This window comes from Legionella sp., from assembly GCF_047605385.1.
Lineage (GTDB): Bacteria > Pseudomonadota > Gammaproteobacteria > Legionellales > Legionellaceae > Legionella.
Genome location: NZ_JASGFU010000018.1, coordinates 1 through 23,224 on the forward strand (window position 1 = coordinate 1; position 23,224 = coordinate 23,224).

Here is a 23,224-nt window from a genome sequence, read left to right on the forward strand (position 1 = left end):
CACTATAAAACTGCCTTCTTTTCAATTAATTAAAATTTTGTTCACAGAACCTAGAAACTGGTTTCCATCTGTGAGTGTTTTTTTTGATGCCATTGTTCTGCCACTTCACGAAAAGTAAGTTTGGTTTGTTCGCTAACTTCCCCTTTTCTTAGGTCAATTTCTTTATCAAGTAAACTTCCATAGAAGGTTGTTTTGATTCGAGCATCAGCCAAGCTCAAGTTTGGGTAATTACCCAAGGTGATTGTCTGTGGTTTCTTCTCCTACTGAAAACGAAAGAGAAATACCTTTTTTCCACTTGGTCTTATTTCTAATACCAGACCATCCCTATCCGCGTGACGTTTACCGTCTTCTATTTTTAATGACTTAATTTTTGAATCTGAAAGCATTGCAGTTACCTCAACTATCGGCAACTTGGGAAAATAAAGGAAATAAAAATCTTACCCAAGATCTTACCCAAAGTGCTTGCGGTTATATACGAAAAATAACGAATAGTTGAGAAAGATTTGAGAGAGAGAAGTCAGTATTATTTCAATAATAATCAATACATTACATGTATTTACGAACCATTGCGAAGTGTTTTAAACTTAATCAATGGTACCGAGAAGAGGACTCGAACCTCCACGGGGTTACCCCCACTAGCACCTGAAGCTAGCGTGTCTACCAATTCCACCACCTCGGCATTGGGTCGTAAGTTACTCATATTTTATGGGGCTGTCAATATTTTTCATAGAAATGGCAAGGAATTCTCTCTAGGACATAGACATAGAGAGAATTTTAATCTTATTCAAAATAAGGCGTTCCTGCTTTAAGAATGCGTTCTCTCACTCCTTGCCATAAACTTTGAGCTGGGGGGAGTTCGATAGCGATACATTGCGCATTGGAAGCATCTGCTCTTCGTAGTTGGAAATATAAGTCAAACGCGGCTTTTTCTGGATTTTCTGCTAAGGGATGGAAGTGATTGTCATTGACGTCTTGGGGTTGTCTGCTGGCAATAACATACACATCACGTGGCTCATTAATACAGAATTGCTCAAGGCTTATGTAGTCTGGGAAATAGTACAGTGTTTTCTTGGGCTGATAATGGCTGTTTAATTTTCCAGGCACGCGTAAATTGCTGTACTCATTGAGTGAGGGTAAGGCAATCACTTTCGCAATGGCTTGTTCATCAATAAGGCCGTAGCGCAAAATTTGATAATGATCGGGATGGGTAGCATCAATAATGGTTGATTCAATACCTACATTGCAGCGACCGCCATCCAATATTGTTAATTCTTGATCAGGAAATGATTCTTGCACGTGTACAGCGGTAGTGGGACTAATTTTGCCAAATGGATTTGCCGATGGGGCTACCACGGGCTCTTTTAAGTGTTCCAATAATTCTTGCGCAATTGGGTGAGCTGGGCAGCGTATAGCAATGGATGTTTGACCACCATTCACCAAGGGATTTACTTGATTTGGTTTGCAGCGCAATACCAAAGTTAAGGGGCCAGGCCAGAATTTTTTAATTAGTGGCTCAACATAATCAGGAATATCGACTGCCAGCGCGTTTAAGTTCCAATGCACTGGAACATGCACAATTAAAGGATGGTTTAAGGGGCGGTTTTTCATCGCAAAAACCGCTTTAATCGCATGTTCATTGTTAATCATCGCGGCTAATCCGTAGACGGTTTCTGTCGGAATGGCAACGGGTTTCCCCGCATGTAGATCACGAACAGCCAGATCCATATTTGTGGTAATTAAAGGCATATACAGGTCTCAGTAACAATCTACCCGTTTCTATAATTAATATGTAGATTTAAAAAACTCATTATTTTTACACAATTAGGCCTATTAATGGAATAGTTATGAATGAAAATAGCACAGCATATTGCGATATTTTGCCTTTTCAATACAAGCTGCCTAGAATGAAAGTATTTATTGCCAGGAAAATTTTCTATGTCACTTGTTTTGTTGGAAAAAATTATCGATAATTTTTTTGCCGTAATGCCTAGATCTAAACCATCATTAGATCCCGCGCATCCTGTTCGTTTGATTGCGCATCGTGGTGCTCATAATCATGCACAAGGGATAATTGAAAACACGCTTCCTGCATTTCGCTTAGCTGCAAAAGCAGGTTGTTGGGGAATTGAATTAGATGTGCATGCGACAGCAGATCACATTTTGGTAGTGAATCACGATCCCACTTTAAAACGTTTATGGGGTCTTGATCTTCGCATTGCCCATTTAACTTTTGCTGACTTACGTGCACAAGTGCCAGAAATTCCAATGCTTGCTGAAGTGGTCGCTGAATTTGGTGGTCGTGTCCATTTATTTATCGAATTAAAAAAACCTTTTACCAGTGAAATGGCGTTAATCCAAATTTTACAAGGATTGCAAGCAGTCACTGATTATCATCTTTTAACGCTCGAGGCTTCCGTCTTTGCCGATTTATCTCACATTCCTAAGTCTGCCATGTTATTAGTTGCCTCACATAATAATATGACTGCTTTTTGTGATTTAAGCTTAGACAATCATTATGGTGGCGTTTTAGGTCATTACTTATTATTGACCACCAAATTAGCAAAGCGATTAAAAGCAAATGGACAAGAGGTTGGTGTGGGGCTTGTTGATTCTAAATACAGTATGTATAGGGAATTACGTAAAGGAATTTATTGGCTTTTTACGAACAATGTGGCAGTAGTTAGTAACAACTTGAATGCGTTATAAAGAGAGATTACTTTTTTGCAAGAGAAGTTTTCTGCCATCCACCACCTAACGCTTGAAATAGAGCAACTGTATCTGCAAGCCGGTTTGTCTGTGCTTGAATAAGATTTAGTCTGGCTTGCTGATAGTTTTGTTGCAGTAGTAATAAGGCCACTAGGCTATTGTCTCCTAAAGCAAATTGTTTGCGTGAAATGTTCAGACTGGTTAAAGCTGCGCGTTCAGATTTATTTGCTGCGTGTAGAGCAATGGCATCAGACTGAATAACCTTGAGAGTATCTGTCACATTTTGGAACGCGTTAATGACCGTGCTACGGTATTGTGCGGCAGCTTGGCAATAAACTTCTTTTGCTGCGTGTTGCTTGTGCCGCAAAATGCCTCCATTAAAAATAGGGTGGGCAATAATGCCTGCTAAAGCCCAAAAGCGTGTCTGCGGTTGTAATAATGTGCCGATAGTAGTGGCTGCGGTACCCGCATTAGTTCCATCAAGAGTGAACTTTGGTAACCGATTTGCGATTGCAACACCAATTAACGCATTTGCGGAATGCATTTGTGCTTCAGCTGCACGAATATCGGGGCGGTGTTCAATTAATTCAGAAGGTACTGAAAGAGGTAAATTTTTTGGAAGATGTAATGAGTTTAAAGTAAAGCGTGGTGTACGTTTATCCTCGGGATAGCGACCAATTAACGCATTTAACAAATTGCGTTGAATCGCCAATTGCTTTTGTAAAGGGGGTAAGCTTGCTTCAGATGCTGCTAATGCCGCTTGTTGTGTTACCACATCAATCAGTGCGTTATCGCCTAACTTGAATTGCTGTTGGGCAATGGCTAAGAGTTTTTTCTGGCTGGTAATAATGGCATGGATTGCTGCGATTTGCTCACGTAAGCCCGCTTCTTGGATGGCTGCAGAGACTACATTCGCTGTTAAGGTCAAATAGGTGGCTTCCAATTGAAAATGTTGCGCTTCTGCATCCGCCATAAGTGATTCCACCTGACGACGTGTTCCGCCAAAGACATCGAGAGTATAGGAGACATAAATTTGTCCAGTATACAAAGAATAGAGGTATTGATTACTTGCCAAAACGCTGGTCAAAAGGTCTGCTGTCTTTTGCCGACTTGGTAGAAATGAGACTGCGAGAGTGGGATATAAAGCACCGCGAGCTGAGTATGCAGTTTCAAGAGCCGCATGTAAAGCGTGCTGAGCGGCAGTTACTGTTGGATTGCACTTTAGGCTGGCAATGACCAAATCGTTTAAAGCAGATGAGTTAAAAACGCGCCACCATTGTTTGGGAAGATCTTGAGTTGCTATGAATGTTTGCGCCGTACCTAATTTAGTATTGGTGGCTATGGTTTTGCTGTTGATTTTGGCAGCATAGGTTTCAGGCAAAGAGGGTGCTGGTCTTTTAAAATTAGGCCCTACAGCACAACTATTCAGTAGCCACAGACTGAGTACTAGTATTATCCGCAATAGGGACATACATGAGGAATGCGTCAAGACTTTTTCCTCCAGGTATGATGTTTGCTCCTATCGTGTTCGATAAAGCGGACCAAGGCATAATAATAGGTTGGTAAAATAAAAAGTGTCAGTAATGTAGAGATGGCTAAACCGCCAACAATGATTGTTGCCAGACCACGTTGTACGTCAGTACCGACTCCGGTAGCAAGTGCGGCAGGTAACATCCCAAAAGAAGCAACCGTTGCGGTCATCAAGATTGGGCGTAAACGTTCGGCTGCGCCATGAACAACCGCGCGGCTTATTGATTTCGAAGTAGTACGTATACGACGAATGTTGGAAATCATGATAATCGCATTTTGGACCGAAACTCCAAATAAAGCGATGAAGCCAACCGCGGTGGCGACATTTAACGTTTCACCTGTGAGGTGTAAGGTGACTAATCCCCCCAGAGTAGCCATGGGGACTACGCCTAAAATTAGAAGCACCAGATGCACTTTTTGAAACTCAAAAAAAAGGAGCAAGCTCATCAGCACTAATACCAAACCTAAAATGTAAACCAAACGTTTTTCTGCGCGTTCTTGACTTTCAAATTGTCCTGCCCACTCCAAGCGATATTTTTTGCTGTCAAAGGAGACCTCTTTGCTGATACGGCGTTTGGCTTCGTTCAGGTAAGAGGTGAGATCGCGTCCGCGATTATCCATACGTACGGTTACTTCTCGTTGGCTTTTTTCATGTGCAATATTGCTTTCACCGGTTTTGTATTCTAATTGTGCTAATTCTGATAAAGGTATTTTAGCCCCAGACGAACTATTAAGAAATAAATTACCTATATCTTGAATGCTTTTCTTATCCGGTTTTGGAAAAACAGCTGTGGCACCGTAAGGACGATTTTCTACATAAATGGTGGTGATGGGAGTACCAGCAAAACCGGTTTGAATGAGATTGGTAACATCAGTTACGTTAATACCATAGCGTGCTATTTTATCGCGATCGACGGTAATTACTAATTGTGGGATCGGAGGCTCTTGGAAGAGGGATGCAGAAGCAGTTCCTTGGATGGTTTTTAAAATGGCAACTATTTCATTACCAATGCGTCGGCATTCTTGTAAATTATTACCATAAATGCGTAGCGATAGAGGGCTGTGAGCACCACCAATGAGATCATTGACGTTATCAACAATGGGTTGGCTAATACCAATGGTATACCCTGGCATTTTCGCAAATTCTGCTGATAAATTTTCAATAAATTGCTTTTTTGTTTTGCCGCTGGCCCATTGTGAATAGGGTTTTAAACCTACTGGGACTTCAATATGTGAAGGAGTCCAGGGATCAGTACCATCATCATTACGGCCAAGTTGGGTGACTACATAAGAGACTTCAGGATGTTTCAAGATGACATTTCGTAGTGTTTTTGCCATTTCGTTGGCTTTCTCTAGTGACAATCCTGCAGGTAATTCTACTTGTAGCCATAAAGCGCCTTCATCTAATTCAGGTAAAAATTCGCGCCCTGCGGTAATGCCTAAGATAACCACTAAAATTAAAATCATGACGCCAATCACATAAGTAATTATGGGAGTTTTAAGTAAGTAGCGCAAGGCACGGCGGTATTTGTTATTGAGCCAGGCCAATACTTGATTATGGCGGATTTTTTGCGGTTTACGTAGTGCGGTATAAGCCAGGCCAGGAATTAAAACTAGGGAACAAACCAAAGCACCTAGAAGAGCAAAGCTCACCGTATAGGCCATGGGGGTAAATAATTTGCCTTCAGCGTGTTCGAACGCAAACAAAGGTAAATAGGCTGAAATAATAATTAAGGTAGCAAAAAAAATGGGGCGTGCCACTTGATTGGTTGCTTTTAACGTTTCTTCTGCTGAAAGCAGCAGTTCTGGATATTTTTCTCGGCGAAGTAAAATGGTTTCCATAACGACAATTGCCCCATCAACAATAACACCAAAGTCGATAGCGCCTAATGAGAATAAATTCGTAGGCATTTGCGTGAGATTCATGAAAATAAATACGGATGCTAAAGCGGCAGGAATGGCTACGGTAACTACGAGTGCACTTCGTAAATTTCCCAGAAATAACATGAGCACAATGCACACCATGAGAATGCCTTCAATGACCGTATGAGTGATTTTATGGACGGTTAAGTGCACCAGATCATCACGATCAATATAGGGTACAATGAACACCCCCATCGGTGTTAATTGTTTTTGGAGTTCATCAACTTTGGCATGTAAGCCTTCTAAGATTTTGCCGGGGTTTTCACCTTTACGCATAAGAACGATGCCTTCAATGGTGTCCGGATTATGATTTTTACCTAAAATTCCTTCACGTTCCTTATGGCCAAAACGGACATCTCCCAAGTCACGCAATAGGATGGGTATTCCTTTATGCTGGGTGACAACTACTGAACCTAATTCATCCAAAGTATGAATTTGTCCCAGGCCGCGAATGATATAACTTTGCTCGCCACGCGAAATCCTTCCTCCACCAGCATAAGTGGTATTATTGTTAATCGCATTGCTGACATCATTTAAAGCAAGGTTATAGCTGCGTAATTTAAGAGGGTTGATGATGAGACGATATTCTTTGGTAAAGCCGCCAAAATTATTCACTTCGGCAATCCCTGAGACTTGCTTTAAACCAGGCATGACTACCCAACGCTGAATTTCGGATAACTCCATGAGGTTTTTGGTATTTGATTCCAATGTATAGCGGTAGATCTCACTGCCAGAACCGGTTAAGGGAGCAATAGAGGGTTGGATGCCTGCGGGTAAGGAAAGGCTACTTAGAATTTCCAATACACGTGCCCGCGCAAAATATTCTGTTGTCTTATCTTTAAAAATCATAGTGATTAGTGATAAAGCAAACGTACTACTAGAGCGCATGATTGATAAATCAGGAACACTGACGAGTGCTCGTTCTAAAGGCACAGTAATTTGTTGTTCTATTTCTTCAGCGGCTAAACCTGGAACTTGAGTAGTGATGGAAACCTTGACATCATCCAATTCTGGGTATGCTTCAATGATCATTTTTGTGCAAGAGATATAGCCATAAATTCCAATTAATATGGCTGCACTCCAAGCAATATGGCGACGTTGAAAGCAACAGGTGATGATTCTATCAATCATTAATTAATATTCCTCCGCTCACAACAATGCGATCACCTGTATTCAAACCAGAGATAATACGAACCTTGTCTTTATCTTCAGCACCTAAAACGACTCTTCGTGCTGTAAAAGTCCAGGGGGTGATTTCTACATAGACAGAGGTGGTATCGTTATTCATCAGAATTGCCGATAAAGGAACCATAACTTGTTCTGGTTGTGGTATTTGAGTGTGTACCGTAGCAAACATATTGGGTTTAAGTTTTTCATCAGGATTATCTAGAAAAATTCGGGATTTATTACAGCGAGTTTCTGAATCCAAAATGTGGTTGATAAAGGCGATTTTGCCTGGCCAACTTTGTTTAGGATAAGCCTGAAAAGAAATATCTACTTTCTGATTTTTAGCAATTAAGGGCACGAGATTTTCTGGAACACAAAGTGTAATCCAAACAGAATTAATATTGGAAAGAGTAAATAGTGGAATGGTGTTGTCGTTGATATAGGAGCCTGCGCCGTAATTAAGAGCAATGATTTTGCCATCTATGGGGGCTTGGATTTGCAGTGAATTATTTTTATCCGTGCCTAAAGCATCAATGGTAGCTTGTGCACGTTGTAATTCCGCTTGGGCTTGCACGTAGTGGTTTTTTAATTGTTCGATGTCTTTAATTGCATTTGCACCGGCACGGTTCACTTTTTGTGCTCGTTGTAAGGCTTCTTCCGTCAATTTTAATGCACTTTGAGCTTTAAGCTTATCAGTGTATGCTTGGGCAAATCCTCCTGATTGGATGACAGCTAATACTTGATCTTTTTTTACTTCATCACCGAGAAAAGTATTTAGATAGAGGATGTTTCCCGTAACCGGAGAAAGCACGGAAATATTCCCTGCTTGGTTTGCTTCCACAATGCCGGGCAGTATTACTATGTGAGGAGCATTTGAGGTAGTTACGGATTTAACATCTAATTTTTCCCGTAAAGGAGAGTTTTTCGGAATAAAAATAGTATGTTGTTTGCGAATCAATAGGGGTGGTTGTGGCTTGGAGTCACCAAGATTATTGCAGCGTTTACACAATAAAATCATTAACAGCAAAATCAGCAGTACACCAATGACTTTCAGGGCTTGTTTGCGTTGAGGGCGATTAGCGTAGTGAGTTTTCCAGGTTGAGCTCAGGGAGTGAATGTCCATAAATCCAATCTTTATTATTGAGTGTTATTTATTGATTGACCTGGTTAACAATTTTTATGGGCAACAAAGTCCATTTGTCTTCCCTTATCATTAACTAAACTCTTAAATTAAGCAAGACGTGAGTGGTACTATGTTAAGAAAAAAAATTAAAGGGAACTATTCAAGCTTTATTTCAAACAATAAAAAATATCAAGCGATCAATGCTTAAGTCTTATATCTGTTTGAAGGATTTTAAGCTTAGAGGCCCGTTACAAAAATGATTCGACTTATAAAATCTTAAATTTGGGGTAGGTCTCAACTGTACAGACCAAATTGTTCATTATTTTAACTTAGGCATCAATTATGTTACAATACATTTTTTTAATTGTAATGGATTAGTTATGCCTAAGTCCAAAGTATCCTCTTATGATCTATCTCCTAGTGAACAATTGCAAAAAGACTACGATGAATTGATAAAATTAAAAAAATGGTTTTTCCCAAGTTCTTTGTTAGCCAAGGTTTCAGGAAACAAAAATGAACAAGAAATGAGGCAAGCCTTTACACGCCATACATGGTTTTTTCAAAGACGACTTTTCTCATGTCTTAAACGTTTTTCACGTACTATTGAGCCAGATCAACATAGTTTGCTTAATGCGCGCAATATACTACAGGAAAAAGGATTGATAAATGATTCTCATAAAATTTCTAATCACAGCAACCCTACAAAATTAATCGAAGCTATCAAGCTGCTTGAAGATTTAGAAATTGATTTTCAAACTGTTTTTTCACAATTAGTAGTACGACAAAATCCATTAATTATTGTTCAAATACTTAATTTTCTTCAAGAACAGAGAGGTGTTAATTTATTAAGTCAAGATAATTTTATTAAAGTGATTAATTGCTTTAGACCAGAACAGTTATATAACCAGTTGCAGCTTAACCAATATAATCTAGGTTTAATAAAGGATCCAATTAGGGCTCAGCTTATTTTTGATGGTATCCTGGCTTCAATACAGATTGAAGAGCCTTCAAATGAAATACAAACGAGCAATATATTGAAAGAAAGTGCTTGTTCTTTAGATAATGATGAACTGCAAGACAATCCAGGCAACACTCTACCGTCAGATCAGATCCGACAAGATTATATTTCTGACAACACATCAGTTAATCGATATGGGGTATTTCATACTATTTTAAGAAAATCCTCTTCTATTGCTCTCGATCAACCTATCGATAAGAATCCAAATATCTCTCAAAATGGAGAAGCATCATTATTTACCGCTCCAAATCAACCCTTCGATGAGGATTTTTTAAGCAACTATTTTAATGGATAAGAATTCAGTAATGCTCCAAATGAGGATTTCGAAGTATTCACTCAGATTCGTGACAAAACACCTGCCAAACCGCTGAGGTTTGAATGATTATCCTCGATACTAACGTTGTTTCTGGCGTACTGACTGCCACTCCTATTGATTATGTTGGTTTAATTTAGCGCTCGAGAATCGCTGCAACACCCATGCCTCCAGCAGTACAAATGCTGATTAGTAAGCGTCCTTTGCCTTTTTCAGCCAGTAATTTAGCGGCAGCGCCTACGATACGTCCGCCAGTAGCTGCAAAGGGGTGACCTAACGCTAAACTTCCACCTTTGACATTCATTTTTTCTTTATCAATACTGCCTAAAGGTTTATCGTGTTTGAGCACATTTTTACAGTACTCAGAAGATTCCCAGGCTTTTAAAGTACACAGTACTTGACCAGCAAAGGCTTCATGGATTTCGTAGTAATCAAAATCTTGTAAGTTTAATTTATTTCGTTCCAGTAAACGACAAACAGCGATGGTGGGCGCCATGAGTAAACCTGCACCGTGCACATAATCGACTGCGGCTACCTCACAGTCAATGAGGTAAGCCAGGACATCGAGTTTATGAGCTTTAGCCCAAGCGGGTGAACTTAATAAAACTGCCGAAGCACCGTCAGTTAATGGTGTTGAATTTCCCGCAGTCAAACTGCCACTTGCGGATTTGTCAAAAGCAGGTTTGAGTTTAGCAAGTTTTTCCAACGTGGTGTCTTTGCGAGTAATGGTATCGCGTTTTAACTCATTCACTGATGCGATTAAGTCGTCATAAAATCCTTCATCATAAGCTTTAGCTGCATTAAGGTGGGAGCGTAGTGCTAATTCGTCTTGGGCTTGACGAGTAATTTGCCATTCTTTAACCATTAATTCGCAATGTTCACCCATGGATAAGCCAGTGCGAGGCTCGCGAACCTCGGGCAGCAGCGGTTTTAACATGTTGAAGCGAAATTTTTTCAGTACAGCTAATTTCTCTTTAAAGCCTTTAGCGTGTTGATAATTAATCAAGAAATGAGTCAGTCGACGTTGGCCAATTAATGGAATATCAGAGTTCGTATCGGTACCACCACCGATTCCTGAACTCATTTCGCCACTGGCAATTTTTAGAGCAACAATATTGATTGCCTCAAGGCCTGTACCGCAGGCTCGCTGTATAGTTAACCCTGGAGTTTCTGGTGATAAAGCACTTCCTAAAACGACTTCACGCGATAGATTCCAATCAAAGGGATGATTCATGACCGCGCCTGCAATAACATCACCTAATTGCTCCCCTTCAATGTTGGTTTTTTTTATCAAATCCGCACAGGCGATCCCTAGTAATTCTTGATTTGGTTTACCAGTGTAAAGAGTTTGTGATTTGACGAAAGGGGTGCGAGAACTTCCTAGTATTGCCACTTGTTTATCTAAGTTCATGATTGATTCCTTGTTCTCTTCTAAGCATAGACTAAAAATAGAGAATCATGATACTTTAGGTAGTAGTATGAAAAATAAGGAAATTAAATGTATACACTTTATTCATTTGGAACACCTAATGGTTTTAAGCCGACGATTATGCTCGAAGAGTTAGAGCAACCCTACGCACTTAAATTAATCGATATTTCTGCTGATGAACAATTTGCACCGGAATTTTTAAAAATTTCTCCGAATAATAAAATCCCTGTTTTGTATGATCAGGAAAAGGATTTTTATTTATTTGAAAGTGTGGCTATTTTAGAATATCTGGCTGAAAAACATGGCAAATTTTTGCCAACTTCTTTGGTGGATAAATATACAGTGTTACAATGGTGTTTTTTTCAAGCCGCACATATTGGACCAATGTTTGGTCAATTCGGACATTTCCATCGTTATGCGCCTGAGCAAGTCCCTTATGCGATGAAACGTTATGCTGATGAATGTAATCGTTTGATGAGAGTTATGGATAAACAATTACAGCATCATCACTACATGAGTGGTATGGATTATACCATTGCCGACATTGCTATATGGCCTTGGGTTTATTGTTTCCAAGAATTTTACCAGCAAGCGATTGATACCAAACAATTTCCTCATTTAATGAAATGGTATCATCATATTGCTCAACGTTCTGCAATTAAAACTGTATTGGCAGTTTACAATCGCGATAGTGTTTAAGCAGCGTTCAGCTAAGATTCACCATCCCCCGTGACCTCTTACCTGCTCTCTCTGTTGTGAGCCTCTTTGGATAATATCGTTCTAATGTCAGCAAGATAACCGCTTTCTCTCAGCCTACTTACCGTGCTTTATACACGGGTATCTATAAGATTCCATATCAAGGCTCGGTACTAGATTTCGCGCATAAAGTGTGGAATAAGGATATCATCAGTTTGTATTTGCTATTAGATGTGCTTGCCCTGAGAAGCCCTAATTTTATACAATTCTAATCGCTTAATAAAGCATAGTTCTAATTGCTAAATTTTTTAAATTAACATGATGATTTCTAATGATTGAAGATTTATTGAACATTAAACTGAATAATATAAGTGAAAAAATTGTGAGGGGATCTTTTACGGAAAAAGATAATATCCCCTTAAAAATTTTAGTAGAGCTTTTGGGTACGGAAAAGCAATTATTACTGGATGAGTTTCTTTATAATTCAGTAAATCATAAAAATATTCTGGCTTGTCGCGTATTATTGCAAATGGGTGCAAGGTCTCATGTCGTGTTAAAAAATGTTTTTAATACAGCACTCCAGGTAGCTATTATTCATTATGATGAAAGAATTAGAATTGACAAGGAAATATTGGAATGTTTACTTGAATATGAGATGGATATTAATATTCCTTTGATGACAGCTGTTTTCTTTGGAAAAATTGATGTAGTAAAACATCTTTTGGAAAATAAAACGATTAATGTCAATAGTGGTGTGCTGCAAGAAGGCACACCACTGCATATTGCTGCAAAACAGGATTTTGTGGAAATCGGTAAGATGCTTCTTGAAAAAGGAGCTGCTGTTAATGCTCGCGATAAGAATAATAATACAGCGCTACACCTAAGTGCTCAATATGCAAAAACATCGACATTCATCAACATATTATTGAATTTTCACGCAGATATTCATTTAGTTAATAATTTTGATGAAATGCCGTTGTATATTGCAACCAGTTATGAGCATATCTCATCAGTACAGACACTCATGCGTTATGGTGCCGATCCTTATCAAAAAACAAAGAATAAAAGGAAAGAAACATTCATTTATTTCCTGGCAAGATTACTGAAATTAAACGATTACGAGCAAGTGATCCCGGGTGGGATGAGCTTTCTTTCAGTACGAATAATTTACTATTTTCGGATAGTACCTCTAAAGAAAGGCAAGAAGCTTTAATTGATGCGTTTCAACAAATGAGCTTTTTATTAGGGAAGACGGATCTGTGTATTAATTTATTGAAGTTATTAGATGACCAACTAAAACAAATACAACTTTCTTTAAATTGCAATTTCTCTCATCTCAAACCTGGCAAAGGAATAATCGCTGGGAGCCTGCAGTGGCCAGAGGTGCCTACATAGACCACACCCATAATTGCTGATAGCGAGGGGGCATTACGGTTTCTTTTACGCATGCAATTACAAAAATATAATATTGAAACTCAAAACGAATTATATATTTTTGCAGGTTTTGTTCCAACAAAATATGCAAATAGCATCGTTAGAAATGGAGGGTTATTCAAAGAACAATATTTAAGAGGTACGGCACTTGCTCATGGTTTATATTCTCATTACCTTCAATGGTATATCCTATCCAGAGCAATGGACGAGGGAAAACTTAAATTGAAGGATAACCTAACCTTATTAGATGTTCTGAAAGCAACTGTAGACGTTACTGCTGATGGTAAACCAGTTTGGGCTCTATTAATTGATTTCACACTTGATAATGTTAGTTATTATAATTTTAGAATCCCTCATGATTTAAATCATGCTTTATTATTTACGGAAAAATGCTCCGATAATTTACCCTATTTACAAGGATATTTACTAAACTCATGGCATAAGAATATTAAAAAAATGCAAAAAATACTTGAAGACACTTATTTGCAAACCATCTCTTATAACGCCATAATCGAAGGCCAATTCATCGCTGATTGGGCATTCGGCAGGATTAAACTCGGAATGACTACTAATACCGTTGAGAAGTATTATCAAGAATCTGCTAAAATCATAGGGGTATTATCTCAAGAAACACGAATTGTCGAAAAAAATGCATCTCTAAGATTTGCAAATATTACCAAGAGAATAGGAATTTTTTCGACAAGGAATCAATCCGTTTCTTTTTCTGCTGATACTTTAAAAATTGGTATTGAGCATAATTAAGTATGCTCCATTCACTCAGGGCGATTTCATCAAGATTCAAAAAATAAACAATTAGATTAGATAACATGTAAGTTGGGTACTGGTCCAACAATTTCAGCTGCATCATTTGCTTTAGATATTTGATTAGCAAGAATTGGGGCATTTTTAGCAAAAAAACCAAGCTCACAAAGTGCTTCTTTGATATGAGGGTTTTTACTGGCTTTTTCGATTATTTTTCTTAATACCATCACTTGTTTTCCTTGTTCTTGTAGAAGTTTGGCGTAGAAACTCTTTTGTTCGGCTAATTGCGCATGTGTTTGCTCTAGCTCTTTTTCAATTGTGCTAATACTAATAAAACTGGCCTCTTTATTCGTAATAAATTCTTTCAGGCGGTGGTTATATTCTTGTTGAGTTTCCACATTAAGTGAAGCGTATGTAGCGATGGCTTCTTGTAACGAATCACTTAAGGTTTTGGCAATAGTATTGGCTTTATTTAAATCTGCTTCAAGGGTTGCTTTTACTTGGGCTAGTTCAGTAATGTGTTCAGTTAATTGTTGCTTCGCCGCATGATGTTCCGTAGTGGCTTGAGTTAATTGTTTTTGTGTTGTGGCCAGGAGCTGATTTTGTTGATCCATTTGTTCTTTAAATGTGTCTACAGTTTTTTCTAGTTCATCTTTAGTTTTTTGTAAATTATGAGTTAGTTGCGTTGCTGCAGCTATTTGTGTATTTAATTCATTGACCTGTGTTTTTAAATCGTTAATATGTTCAGAGATCAAAATATTTTCTTGGGTGAATTTTGTAACTTCTTTCTCAAGTTTGAGGCGAATATTATCCAACTCAACAATGATTAGCTCAAGAAGGCTTACCAATCCGAGAATGCCTTTGGTAAGATCTTTAGTGAGACCAATACTGCATTGATGATGATCATCTAGAATAATACTGCTGCCGGTATACGCCATAGTAGTTACTCCACAAAGAGCAAGAAGAAACCCAATATGGAAACACAGACCAATGAAGAGTGTTGGTACAGTGAGCGTGGCACCACCGACAATTTTTTCCCACAAAGACAAGTGACTCCAATATTCTGCTGCTTGAGAAAACATGCTTGGATTTTTTTCCATGCTTTGAATAGTTGCTAGCAGGTTTTCTCGGATCAGTTTTAAAATATTGGGGGTTATAATTATTTTTTGGATATTACCGTAATTATCTGATTGCATTGATGTTAATAAATTTTTAATTTCTTCTGCACTAAAAAGAGGAGAGATTGGTATTACAATAGAATCATTTTTAGTGGATGTATCATCAGTACTCTTATTAGGTTCATTTGCATCTGTATCCATGTTAACAGCAAGATCTGCACTATCTCTTAAGGTGGTCATATTAATTTCCTTGTGACTAAAATTTCCCTGTGGTTTGTATTTTTTACCAAAAAAAACAATAAGACAAGAGTTAATTTATTGAGTAAAGTCAATTGGTTATTTTATTAATTGTCACTAAGATTTAAAATAAGCACATTGTGTTAAAAATAGATTTGTGAGAAAGATGAATCCTCAGGTGTGCTAAATGTTAGCCTCTGGAGGCTTATTTTAGAGTATATTTGGGATTCTTTGGGGTAAATATTGCCAAAAAAGATGTACTGTAGCATTGAGTTTGTTTTATTTTTTGATTATTTTACTTCGCTTTTAAATAAAGGATCGTGTTTTTATGACATTTAGTATTGGTCAGCGCTGGATAAGTAATACCGAGTCGCAATTAGGTTTAGGTATCATTACTGAATTAAGTGGCAGACAGGTAAGTATTAGCTTTCCTGCTGCAGGTGAAGAGCGTATTTATTCTACCGATAATGCCCCACTTAGCCGTATTATTTATAAGGAAGGAGAAGAAGTTGTTACCAGTAAGCAACAGAAAATACGGTTGACGCGAATTGCAGAGCGTCATGGGCTTTTCTTTTATAGTGGTGTTGATGAAGCGGGCGAAGAAATAAGTATAAGTGAGGTGGAATTAAACTGCTTTATTACCTTAAATACGCCACAGCAACGATTATTTAGTGGTTTGCTAGATAAATTGAATTCTTATCGTTTACGTATAGATACCTTAACGCATGCCAGTAGATTACAACAATCAAAAGTGCGTGGACTTGTAGGTTCAAGAACCAGTCATTTAAAACATCAGGTCTATATTGCCAATGAAGTGGCACAACGTTATGCACCACGAGTATTATTGGCAGATGAAGTGGGACTTGGTAAAACGATTGAAGCAGGAATGATATTGCATTATCAATTGATTACTGGTCGAGCCCGTCGGGTATTGATTGTGGTGCCACAAACATTGATCCATCAATGGTTAGTGGAAATGATTCGTCGTTTTAATCTGCGTTTTTCGATTATTGATGCCAGTCGTTATGAGCAGGTCAACGATTATTATGGTGAAGATGATTATGAGATTGATGAAGGGGAACGCGATACTGAACATATAACCGCAAATACAGCAAATCCTTTCGAAACAGAAAATCTGATTTTATGCAGTCTTGATTTCCTTATTGAGAATGATGAGGCACGTGAGCACGCTATTGCCGGCGGCTGGGATTTATTAGTAGTGGATGAAGCACATCATCTGCATTGGTCTGAAGAAGAGAAAAGCCCGGAATATGAATGTGTTGAAGCCTTGTCTACGCAAAGTAAAGGTTTGTTATTGCTGACAGCGACGCCTGAGCAAGCCGGTATTGTCAGTCATTTTGCTCGCTTACGTTTGCTTGACCCTTCACGCTTTTATGATTTAGCAGTGTTCAAAAAGGAAGAAGAAGGTTATCAGCGCATCAATATTTTAGTACAAGAATTATTGGCGCAAGGGGAAAACACGGCCCTCACTAAATTAGATCCTATGTTAAGACAACAAGTAACCGCATATTTAGGTGATGCAGCTGGAAGTATGGTAGGTGAGGCAATCAAAGGTTTGCTCGATAGACATGGTACCGGGCGTGTGCTATTTCGCAATACCCGCGCAGCAATCCAAGGGTTTCCTAAACGCTGTATGCATGCCTATTCCTTAGAATACCCAGAGCTTTATGTGATGTCGACAGCTTCATCCATTGCCGGAAGCTTATATCCTGAAAGTGGTTTTAACAATAAAAATTTATGGTTGGATAATGATCCCCGTGTTACCTGGCTTGTGAATCAGATTAATGAATTGTATCCACAAAAAGTATTAGTTATTTGCGCTCAAGCAAAAACTGCTCTGGCTTTGGAAAGTCATCTTAAATTAAAAGCGGGTATTCGTAGTACGGCTTTTCATGAAGGGTTATCAATTATTGATCGCGATCGTGCTGCTGCATATTTTGCAGAAGAAGAAAATGGAGCGCAGGTTTTAATTTGTTCTGAAATAGGCAGTGAAGGACGTAACTTCCAATTTGCGCATCATCTGGTTTTATTTGATTTGCCGCTAAATCCGGATTTACTGGAACAGCGTATTGGACGTTTGGATCGTATTGGTCAGCAGCATGATATTAAGATTCATGTGCCTTACCTGGCTAACACTGCTCAAGAAATACTCTTTCGCTGGTATCATGAGGGCCTGAATTTATTTAATCAGAGTTGTTCAGTTGGTTTTACGATTTATGAAGAATTTGAGCAGCGTTTATTGCCATTGTTGTATACTACTTTTCCTGCACATGAGGTATTAGCGCAACTTATTGCCGATACCAAAAAACGTGTGGCGCAAATTAACCAGGCACTTCATGAGGGGCGCGATCGTTTGTTAGAAATGAACTCCTGTAATATTCCTCAAGCCGAAGCGTTAATTGCTGATATTGAAGCAGAAGAGAATTGTTTGGATTTGGAAAATTACATGGCTCAAGTGTTCCATGAATATGGCATTGATCATGAATTCCATTCAGAAGCAACTGAAGTGTTGCATCCAACAGATCATATGAAAACTACTCATTTTCCAGGCTTGCGAGAAGACGGTGTTACCGTTACTTATTCTCGCCCTAAAGCCTTGCAACGAGAGGACATGGAGTTTCTGAGTTGGGAACATCCGATGGTTACAGAAAGTATGGAGATGATGCTGGATTCAGAGATGGGCAATGCTGCCTTAGCAACTATTTCAATTAAAAGCATTCAACCAGGCACAGTCTTTTTAGAATCGTTTTTTACCGTCAATTGTGCTGCACCTAAACATTTGCAATTAGAACGTTTCTTACCCTTAACCCCACTTCGTGTGTTTATGGATATTTCGGGTAAAAATTTGACTCAAGTATTGGATTACTCCAAGTTAAATCAATTATGCAGTGCTGTAAAACGGCATTTGGGTTACCCTATCATCAACCAGGTACGCCCTGAAATAGAATCGATTTTAGAACGTAGTAAGGCCGTTGTTGAAGCGCAACTGGAAGAAATTGTCACACAAGCTAAAACCCTCATGGACAAAAGCATTAGTGCGGAAATACAGCGTCTTGAGGCGCTGCAAATAGTTAATCCTGCCATTCGTGATGAGGAAATCGTATTCTTTAAACAACAGATTAAGGATGGGAGTTATTATATGGATAGTTCGACTCTGAAATTACAGGCTTTACGCGTTATAATCAATAAACATTAAAGGATTATCATTCCATTACTCATTGTTTATACAATAGGGTAATGGATTGGTAAAAATAGGATATTTTTTAATTTCAATTTAAAATTCTTCCTTACTATTATCTTTGTGTGTCATTTAATTGTTCATCGGTATAATGCAATGAATGCTTAAAGCTGACATTCATTCTCTTTTTAGATTTTTTGCGCCATAATTAATAACATTCCTTTGGGTAGCACTACAGGATGAGGCTACTTTATGAACCAAAAAAATACAATAAAAATTGCGACAGACTTACTCGCACTTGCCGGTATCATTCCTAATGGTAAAGAAGATTGGGACATTCAAATTTATAATGACGATTTTTATGCTCGTGTTCTCAATGAAGGTTCGCTAGGACTTGGTGAATCGTATATGGATGGATGGTGGGATGCGCCTCGCTTGGATCAATTTTTTGAGCGAGTGATGCGCGCTGATCTTGAAAGTAAGGTGAAAACTACTCATTGGATTTTACCTAAGCTATTGTTAGTTAAATTAATAAATTTGCAAAATAAACATAGGGCTTTGGAAGTAGGTGTCAGGCATTATGATTTAGGTAATGATTTATTTGAAGCCATGTTAGATAGTCGGATGAATTACACGTGTGCTTATTGGCTTAATGCAGAGAATTTGGATGAAGCACAAGAAAATAAACTGGAATTAAGTTGTCAAAAATTAATGCTAAAACCCGGGTTGCGGGTTTTGGATATTGGTTGTGGTTTTGGAGCATTTGCCAAATATGCTGCAGAAAATTATGGTGTGACTGTCGTTGGGGTGACGATTTCAAAAGAGCAGTGTGAGTATGCACAACAAAATTGTGCAGGCTTACCTATTGAAATTCGTTTTCAAGATTATCGCGATATGAATGAGCGATTTGACCGTATTGTTTCTTTAGGTATGTTTGAACATGTAGGTTATTTAAATTATCGTACCTACATGCAAAAAGTATATGACTGTCTGGAAGAGGATGGTTTATTTTTATTACATACTATTGGTAATAATATAACCACTAATTTTTGTGACCCCTGGATTTCCAAATATATTTTTCCTAATGGTATCTTGCCTTCCATGGTACAAATTAGCAAGGCAGTTGATGGCTTATTCGTTATGGAGAATTGGGCGAATTTTGGTGCTTATTATGACAATACCTTAATGGCTTGGAATGCTCGCTTTGAACAAAGATGGGCGCAATTAAAATCGCATTATGATGAACGTTTTTATCGTATGTGGCGCTATTATCTATTAGCTTGTGCTGGGGGTTTTCGCGCACGAGCAATGCAGTTATGGCAAATTGTGTTTTCAAAAAAAGGTCTTTATGGTGGGTATCAAGCTCCGTTATTTAATGGGATTAAACGAGAATAATCAAGAGCAATAAAAATGCGAATGGTCGTTAAAATAAAGTAATTAGAGGATGTGCTCTCATGCATAAATGCATTTTAAGCTTTAGTATTGTTTTTTCTCTATTTACAACTTTAAGTGGATGTATTGTACTTTACATACCACCTACGAATGGACCACTTGCCCAATTATCAGTTCATCATTCCTCAGTAGATGTTGCTGTATATGGGGATGCGATCCAATGTACTGGTGGCCCACGTCCTTTGCACCCACCTTTTGTAAAAACTGAAGGTCGTTTTGTGGCAATTCCTGCGGAAAAGCCGCTAACCTTAAGAGTGATTACCCAAGGGGATGAACGTGCATCTACCACTTATGACACCTTAACATTCATTCCAGAAGCAGGCAAAAAATATACTGTAGGAAGCAGGTTGATTAACGGTCAGCAAACCTCTTATCTTCGTGTGTGGACCGTTTTAAAGAATGGCAAGTCTCGTGATATTCCGATTCGTTACATTAAACGCCAAGATACTTTTTGGTCAGGTTGTAGTGATGAGTACATGAAGGAAAGCATTAGAAGGATATCCACTTCCTATCAAAAAAATTAAGTTTAGTAATTACTCCAAAGAGCCTTGTGTTGTACGAGGCTCTTTAAACGATAAATTGAACAGCATATTGATTAAGGTTGATAAGTATCTTTTGTGCTTGCTGGTGGTTTTGGATTGGTTGTAACAGGACTTGCCTTAAAAAATACTTGAGGTGCTTTAATAAGGGATGCATTTTCGGCTGTCTTATTAGCCTCTTGCTTTGCTTCATTTAATTTGTCTCTTTCTTGAGTAATATAATGATCACCAGGAGGAGTTAATAGTTCAGCTTTTGTAAGCATTTCTTCTGCTTTATCAAGGCGATTTTGCTGCCGGTATACATATGCTAAATTAAGTGCTGCATCAGCATGCTCTGGTATTTCATCTGTTTTTGTAAAAATACTGGCAAAATATTCTATTGCTTCATCAAAGCGCTTTTGGTTCGAGCATATCATTCCCATTTGATTAATAGAAACAATATGATTAGGAGTGAGTTGAAGAGCTTGTAAATACCATTTCTCGGCATTTTCATAATCTTTAGTGTGATAAAAGAAATAGCCATACTCTGATAAACATCGAGTATGGTTCGCTAGGATGATGTTTCTTAATCCACTATCATCTTTAGAACAAAATTTCACTGCTTCTTGATAATGCTCAATTGCTAATTGAACATTCTTATAAATATCTTCGTGGATGGTGAGACTTTCTATATTTAACTGTTCTAATGCTTCAACATAGGTAGCATGCCACTGAGCGAAACTGTGCAAAAACATGGGGATGGTGCTGCAAATCCGTAATGCTTCTTTGATAAATTTATACGCCTCATTAGAATAAGTGGAAAATTCATCATGATTCTTCTGCTGTAAATGACTTTGCGCTAAGCTCATAAAAAATAACCCTCTATTATGCCAAGCCGAAGCTGAAGAAGGATTTAAGAGTGTTGCCAGTTTATAGCTAAGTAGTGTTTCATTGCGCATATTGAGTTTTGCATAACATTGTCCTAATAGATCATAGGCACAAGCACGCTTCGTATTGGGAGTATTATGTTGTTTACTTAACTTTATGTATTCTATTAAGTATTTAACGGCCTCATCCTGTTCATCATATAGAAAACAGGATTCTCCTAAAAAAAAGTAACTTTCTGGTTCTGTTGGATCTTGGCTAATTGCTTGTAAAAATAAAATTTTTGCTCGTTCATAGTTTTGTTGGTTTAACGCTTCTATACCACCTTGATGAAATTGATTAAACATATTCAATCCTGCGTGTCAAAATAAATGTGCTTATCTTAACATTAATGAGCTTATTTTAATAATCCTGCGCAATATAATGTTAGTCGGTTCCTTATCTCTCAAGGGTTTGGATTAAAAATTACCATTAATCGTTCTAGAAAATGTTTTGCGATGCGCTTTATTCAAGGTCAAAAGCTTTTTGTTGATGCTCTTTCTTTTGGTAATTCTGTGATATCAAGATTTTTAAAGAACAAAACCTCACCTTAACTAAAGCAGCTCAATCACGTGTAGCAAGCTTCGAGTCGCCCGCTATCATTAATAAAAAATCATTATTAGAAATATTAGACTTAAGCCCAGACCTACTTCCAGAAGGGTATTGTACAGATGAGCAGATTGAGCGAGTAGTTGAATATATTCATCATTGTGGTATTAATCATACCTATGTTGGTGTCCCCTCAGTTAATAATGAAATTCCTTTTCAAATTGCTATGCAGTTGGATGATATTCCAGTATTAATGGCTTATGAATTTATGTTTAAGCCTGAAAATCATTCCCTATGGAAATATGTGTCTGAGCTGAGAAGCAAACCTAATGTTCAGTGGGCACTGCCACTCTCAGATGCAAAAGCAGATTTTGATGTTGATAGTGAGAAATTACATGTGATTGGTCACTTAAGTATTGATAATGCTTATTTGCCAAAATCTATTGACTCTAAAAGTTCTGAAGAAATCAAGCACAGCTTGCAAATAGCATCTGAGCAATCACTTGCTTTTATAAGCAGTACAACGCAACCTGTTGAAGTCGATACTCAATTTTTGGATCATATTTTAGCTGAGCTTCCTAAGCATCCAAGTATACAAGTGCGCCTTGGTCTTCATCCTGGCATTCAAGATTTAGATTCATATATAACCAAAATAATATCTGTTTATCAAACCTATCCAAACACGAATCAGTTTAAAATTATTTTGCACGAGAGCTTAATAGGCCGATTTAAATCCCCTGAGTCAACCATAAATAACTCTCTGTTTGAATCGTTATTTTTGCGAGTTAATATTAATGGTTCAGAGGCAGCATTTGCTGCTGATAGAGTAGCTCAAGCTGTGCCTGGAGCCTTATTAAACCAGGCTGCTTTAGAGGGCAAATCAGCTTACTCACATTCAGGTAAACCTTATTTATCTAATAAGAAGGGATATTTCTCAAACAATATAAGTACTTTCTTTACTATTCCATGCGAATCAGCACGAGCTAAAGAAGAGTTAGGCTTAGATGAAAAAACAGCTCCAGAGCGATGCGCAGAACTATTTTAATCTTCAATATGCGAACTATGCTCTTTTGCTAGTTCACAGCCATTTATTGGAAAGAGCATGGAGTTAATGAGCCTAATGAAT

At 38.1% G+C, this 23,224-nt stretch carries 18 protein-coding genes and 1 tRNA gene; 9 read left to right on the top strand and 10 right to left on the bottom strand.

Annotated features, from left to right (window positions below; genetic code table 11):
- Window positions 1-50 precede the first annotated feature (50 nt).
- The 4 genes from QM652_RS05915 to QM652_RS05930 form a co-directional block, all read right to left on the bottom strand.
- Window positions 51-218, bottom strand: coding sequence for a hypothetical protein (locus tag QM652_RS05915; protein ID WP_415073801.1), 168 nt, complete (start codon window positions 216-218; stop codon window positions 51-53).
- A gap of 42 nt (window positions 219-260) precedes the next feature.
- Complete coding sequence (locus tag QM652_RS05920) at window positions 261-386, bottom strand: Arm DNA-binding domain-containing protein (RefSeq protein ID WP_415073803.1); 126 nt, start codon at window positions 384-386, stop codon at window positions 261-263.
- A gap of 206 nt (window positions 387-592) precedes the next feature.
- A tRNA-Leu gene (locus QM652_RS05925) sits at window positions 593-679 on the bottom strand.
- A 101-nt stretch (window positions 680-780) separates the two neighbouring features.
- Complete coding sequence (locus tag QM652_RS05930; protein ID WP_415073805.1) at window positions 781-1,746, bottom strand: L-threonylcarbamoyladenylate synthase; 966 nt, start codon at window positions 1,744-1,746, stop codon at window positions 781-783.
- 189 nt (window positions 1,747-1,935) lie between these two features.
- Here QM652_RS05930 and QM652_RS05935 point away from each other — a divergent pair, with 189 nt between their 5' ends.
- Window positions 1,936-2,706, top strand: a complete 771-nt coding sequence (locus QM652_RS05935; protein ID WP_415073807.1) for a glycerophosphodiester phosphodiesterase — start codon at window positions 1,936-1,938, stop codon at window positions 2,704-2,706.
- A 7-nt stretch (window positions 2,707-2,713) separates the two neighbouring features.
- Here the strand turns inward: QM652_RS05935 and QM652_RS05940 are convergent, their stop codons facing one another.
- From QM652_RS05940 to QM652_RS05950, 3 genes are read right to left on the bottom strand one after another with little or no spacing between them, the layout of a single operon-like run.
- On the bottom strand, window positions 2,714-4,195 hold the full coding sequence (locus QM652_RS05940) for an efflux transporter outer membrane subunit (RefSeq protein ID WP_415073809.1): 1,482 nt from the start codon (window positions 4,193-4,195) through the stop codon (window positions 2,714-2,716).
- Window positions 4,192-7,290, bottom strand: a complete 3,099-nt coding sequence (locus QM652_RS05945; protein ID WP_415073811.1) for an efflux RND transporter permease subunit — start codon at window positions 7,288-7,290, stop codon at window positions 4,192-4,194. Before QM652_RS05945 ends, QM652_RS05940 begins: the two co-directional genes overlap by 4 nt.
- Complete coding sequence (locus QM652_RS05950) at window positions 7,283-8,449, bottom strand: efflux RND transporter periplasmic adaptor subunit (RefSeq protein WP_415073813.1); 1,167 nt, start codon at window positions 8,447-8,449, stop codon at window positions 7,283-7,285. Before QM652_RS05950 ends, QM652_RS05945 begins: the two co-directional genes overlap by 8 nt.
- Window positions 8,450-8,829: 380 nt before the next feature.
- Between QM652_RS05950 and QM652_RS05955 the strand changes: the two genes are divergently transcribed.
- Window positions 8,830-9,762: a hypothetical protein gene (locus tag QM652_RS05955; protein ID WP_415073815.1), complete on the top strand. Its 933-nt coding sequence runs from the start codon at window positions 8,830-8,832 to the stop codon at window positions 9,760-9,762.
- A gap of 154 nt (window positions 9,763-9,916) precedes the next feature.
- On the opposite strand, the gene QM652_RS05960 is transcribed toward QM652_RS05955, so the two are convergent.
- The gene (locus QM652_RS05960) at window positions 9,917-11,191 is read right to left on the bottom strand and encodes an acetyl-CoA C-acetyltransferase (protein WP_415073817.1); all 1,275 of its coding nucleotides are present in this window, start codon (window positions 11,189-11,191) and stop codon (window positions 9,917-9,919) included.
- Window positions 11,192-11,278: 87 nt separating this feature from the next.
- On the opposite strand from QM652_RS05960, the gene QM652_RS05965 reads away from it, so the two are divergent.
- The 3 genes from QM652_RS05965 (at window position 11,279) to QM652_RS05975 (ending at window position 14,101) form a co-directional block, all read left to right on the top strand.
- The gene (locus tag QM652_RS05965; RefSeq protein ID WP_415073819.1) at window positions 11,279-11,908 is read left to right on the top strand and encodes a glutathione S-transferase N-terminal domain-containing protein; all 630 of its coding nucleotides are present in this window, start codon (window positions 11,279-11,281) and stop codon (window positions 11,906-11,908) included.
- A gap of 328 nt (window positions 11,909-12,236) precedes the next feature.
- A complete protein-coding gene (locus QM652_RS05970; protein ID WP_415073821.1) occupies window positions 12,237-13,118 on the top strand; it encodes an ankyrin repeat domain-containing protein in 882 nt (293 codons plus the stop codon).
- A gap of 194 nt (window positions 13,119-13,312) precedes the next feature.
- Window positions 13,313-14,101: a LirA/MavJ family T4SS effector gene (locus tag QM652_RS05975; protein WP_415073905.1), complete on the top strand. Its 789-nt coding sequence runs from the start codon at window positions 13,313-13,315 to the stop codon at window positions 14,099-14,101.
- Window positions 14,102-14,157: 56 nt separating this feature from the next.
- On the opposite strand, the gene QM652_RS05980 is transcribed toward QM652_RS05975, so the two are convergent.
- On the bottom strand, window positions 14,158-15,459 hold the full coding sequence (locus QM652_RS05980; RefSeq protein WP_415073823.1) for a hypothetical protein: 1,302 nt from the start codon (window positions 15,457-15,459) through the stop codon (window positions 14,158-14,160).
- A gap of 325 nt (window positions 15,460-15,784) precedes the next feature.
- On the opposite strand from QM652_RS05980, the gene rapA reads away from it, so the two are divergent.
- From rapA to QM652_RS05995, 3 genes are all read left to right on the top strand, one after another.
- Window positions 15,785-18,673: an RNA polymerase-associated protein RapA gene (gene rapA, locus QM652_RS05985; RefSeq protein WP_415073825.1), complete on the top strand. Its 2,889-nt coding sequence runs from the start codon at window positions 15,785-15,787 to the stop codon at window positions 18,671-18,673.
- Between the two features lie 234 nt (window positions 18,674-18,907).
- Window positions 18,908-20,050 carry a cyclopropane fatty acyl phospholipid synthase gene (gene cfa / locus QM652_RS05990; protein WP_415073827.1) on the top strand — a complete coding sequence of 381 codons (1,143 nt, stop codon included), beginning with the start codon at window positions 18,908-18,910 and terminating at the stop codon, window positions 20,048-20,050.
- A gap of 59 nt (window positions 20,051-20,109) precedes the next feature.
- Complete coding sequence (locus tag QM652_RS05995; protein ID WP_415073829.1) at window positions 20,110-20,631, top strand: hypothetical protein; 522 nt, start codon at window positions 20,110-20,112, stop codon at window positions 20,629-20,631.
- A 71-nt stretch (window positions 20,632-20,702) separates the two neighbouring features.
- On the opposite strand, the gene QM652_RS06000 is transcribed toward QM652_RS05995, so the two are convergent.
- Window positions 20,703-21,857: a tetratricopeptide repeat protein gene (locus QM652_RS06000; RefSeq protein WP_415073831.1), complete on the bottom strand. Its 1,155-nt coding sequence runs from the start codon at window positions 21,855-21,857 to the stop codon at window positions 20,703-20,705.
- A gap of 467 nt (window positions 21,858-22,324) precedes the next feature.
- On the opposite strand from QM652_RS06000, the gene QM652_RS06005 reads away from it, so the two are divergent.
- Window positions 22,325-23,143 carry a hypothetical protein gene (locus QM652_RS06005; protein WP_415073833.1) on the top strand — a complete coding sequence of 273 codons (819 nt, stop codon included), beginning with the start codon at window positions 22,325-22,327 and terminating at the stop codon, window positions 23,141-23,143.
- Window positions 23,144-23,224: the final 81 nt, after the last annotated feature.

Bases quoted from the DNA above. Each gene is read 5' to 3' on its own strand.
- rapA (WP_415073825.1), top strand. From the start codon at position 15,785: ATGACATTTAGTATTGGTCAGCGCTGGATAAGTAATACCGAGTCGCAA.
- QM652_RS05950 (WP_415073813.1), bottom strand. From the start codon at position 8,449: ATGGACATTCACTCCCTGAGCTCAACCTGGAAAACTCACTACGCTAAT.
- QM652_RS05960 (WP_415073817.1), bottom strand. From the start codon at position 11,191: ATGAACTTAGATAAACAAGTGGCAATACTAGGAAGTTCTCGCACCCCT.
- QM652_RS05970 (WP_415073821.1), top strand. From the start codon at position 12,237: ATGATTGAAGATTTATTGAACATTAAACTGAATAATATAAGTGAAAAA.
- QM652_RS05980 (WP_415073823.1), bottom strand. From the start codon at position 15,459: ATGACCACCTTAAGAGATAGTGCAGATCTTGCTGTTAACATGGATACA.
- QM652_RS06005 (WP_415073833.1), top strand. From the start codon at position 22,325: ATGCAGTTGGATGATATTCCAGTATTAATGGCTTATGAATTTATGTTT.
- QM652_RS06000 (WP_415073831.1), bottom strand. From the start codon at position 21,857: ATGTTTAATCAATTTCATCAAGGTGGTATAGAAGCGTTAAACCAACAA.
- QM652_RS05935 (WP_415073807.1), top strand. From the start codon at position 1,936: ATGTCACTTGTTTTGTTGGAAAAAATTATCGATAATTTTTTTGCCGTA.
- QM652_RS05920 (WP_415073803.1), bottom strand. From the start codon at position 386: ATGCTTTCAGATTCAAAAATTAAGTCATTAAAAATAGAAGACGGTAAA.
- cfa (WP_415073827.1), top strand. From the start codon at position 18,908: ATGAACCAAAAAAATACAATAAAAATTGCGACAGACTTACTCGCACTT.
- QM652_RS05965 (WP_415073819.1), top strand. From the start codon at position 11,279: ATGTATACACTTTATTCATTTGGAACACCTAATGGTTTTAAGCCGACG.
- QM652_RS05945 (WP_415073811.1), bottom strand. From the start codon at position 7,290: ATGATTGATAGAATCATCACCTGTTGCTTTCAACGTCGCCATATTGCT.
- QM652_RS05995 (WP_415073829.1), top strand. From the start codon at position 20,110: ATGCATAAATGCATTTTAAGCTTTAGTATTGTTTTTTCTCTATTTACA.
- QM652_RS05955 (WP_415073815.1), top strand. From the start codon at position 8,830: ATGCCTAAGTCCAAAGTATCCTCTTATGATCTATCTCCTAGTGAACAA.
- QM652_RS05930 (WP_415073805.1), bottom strand. From the start codon at position 1,746: ATGCCTTTAATTACCACAAATATGGATCTGGCTGTTCGTGATCTACAT.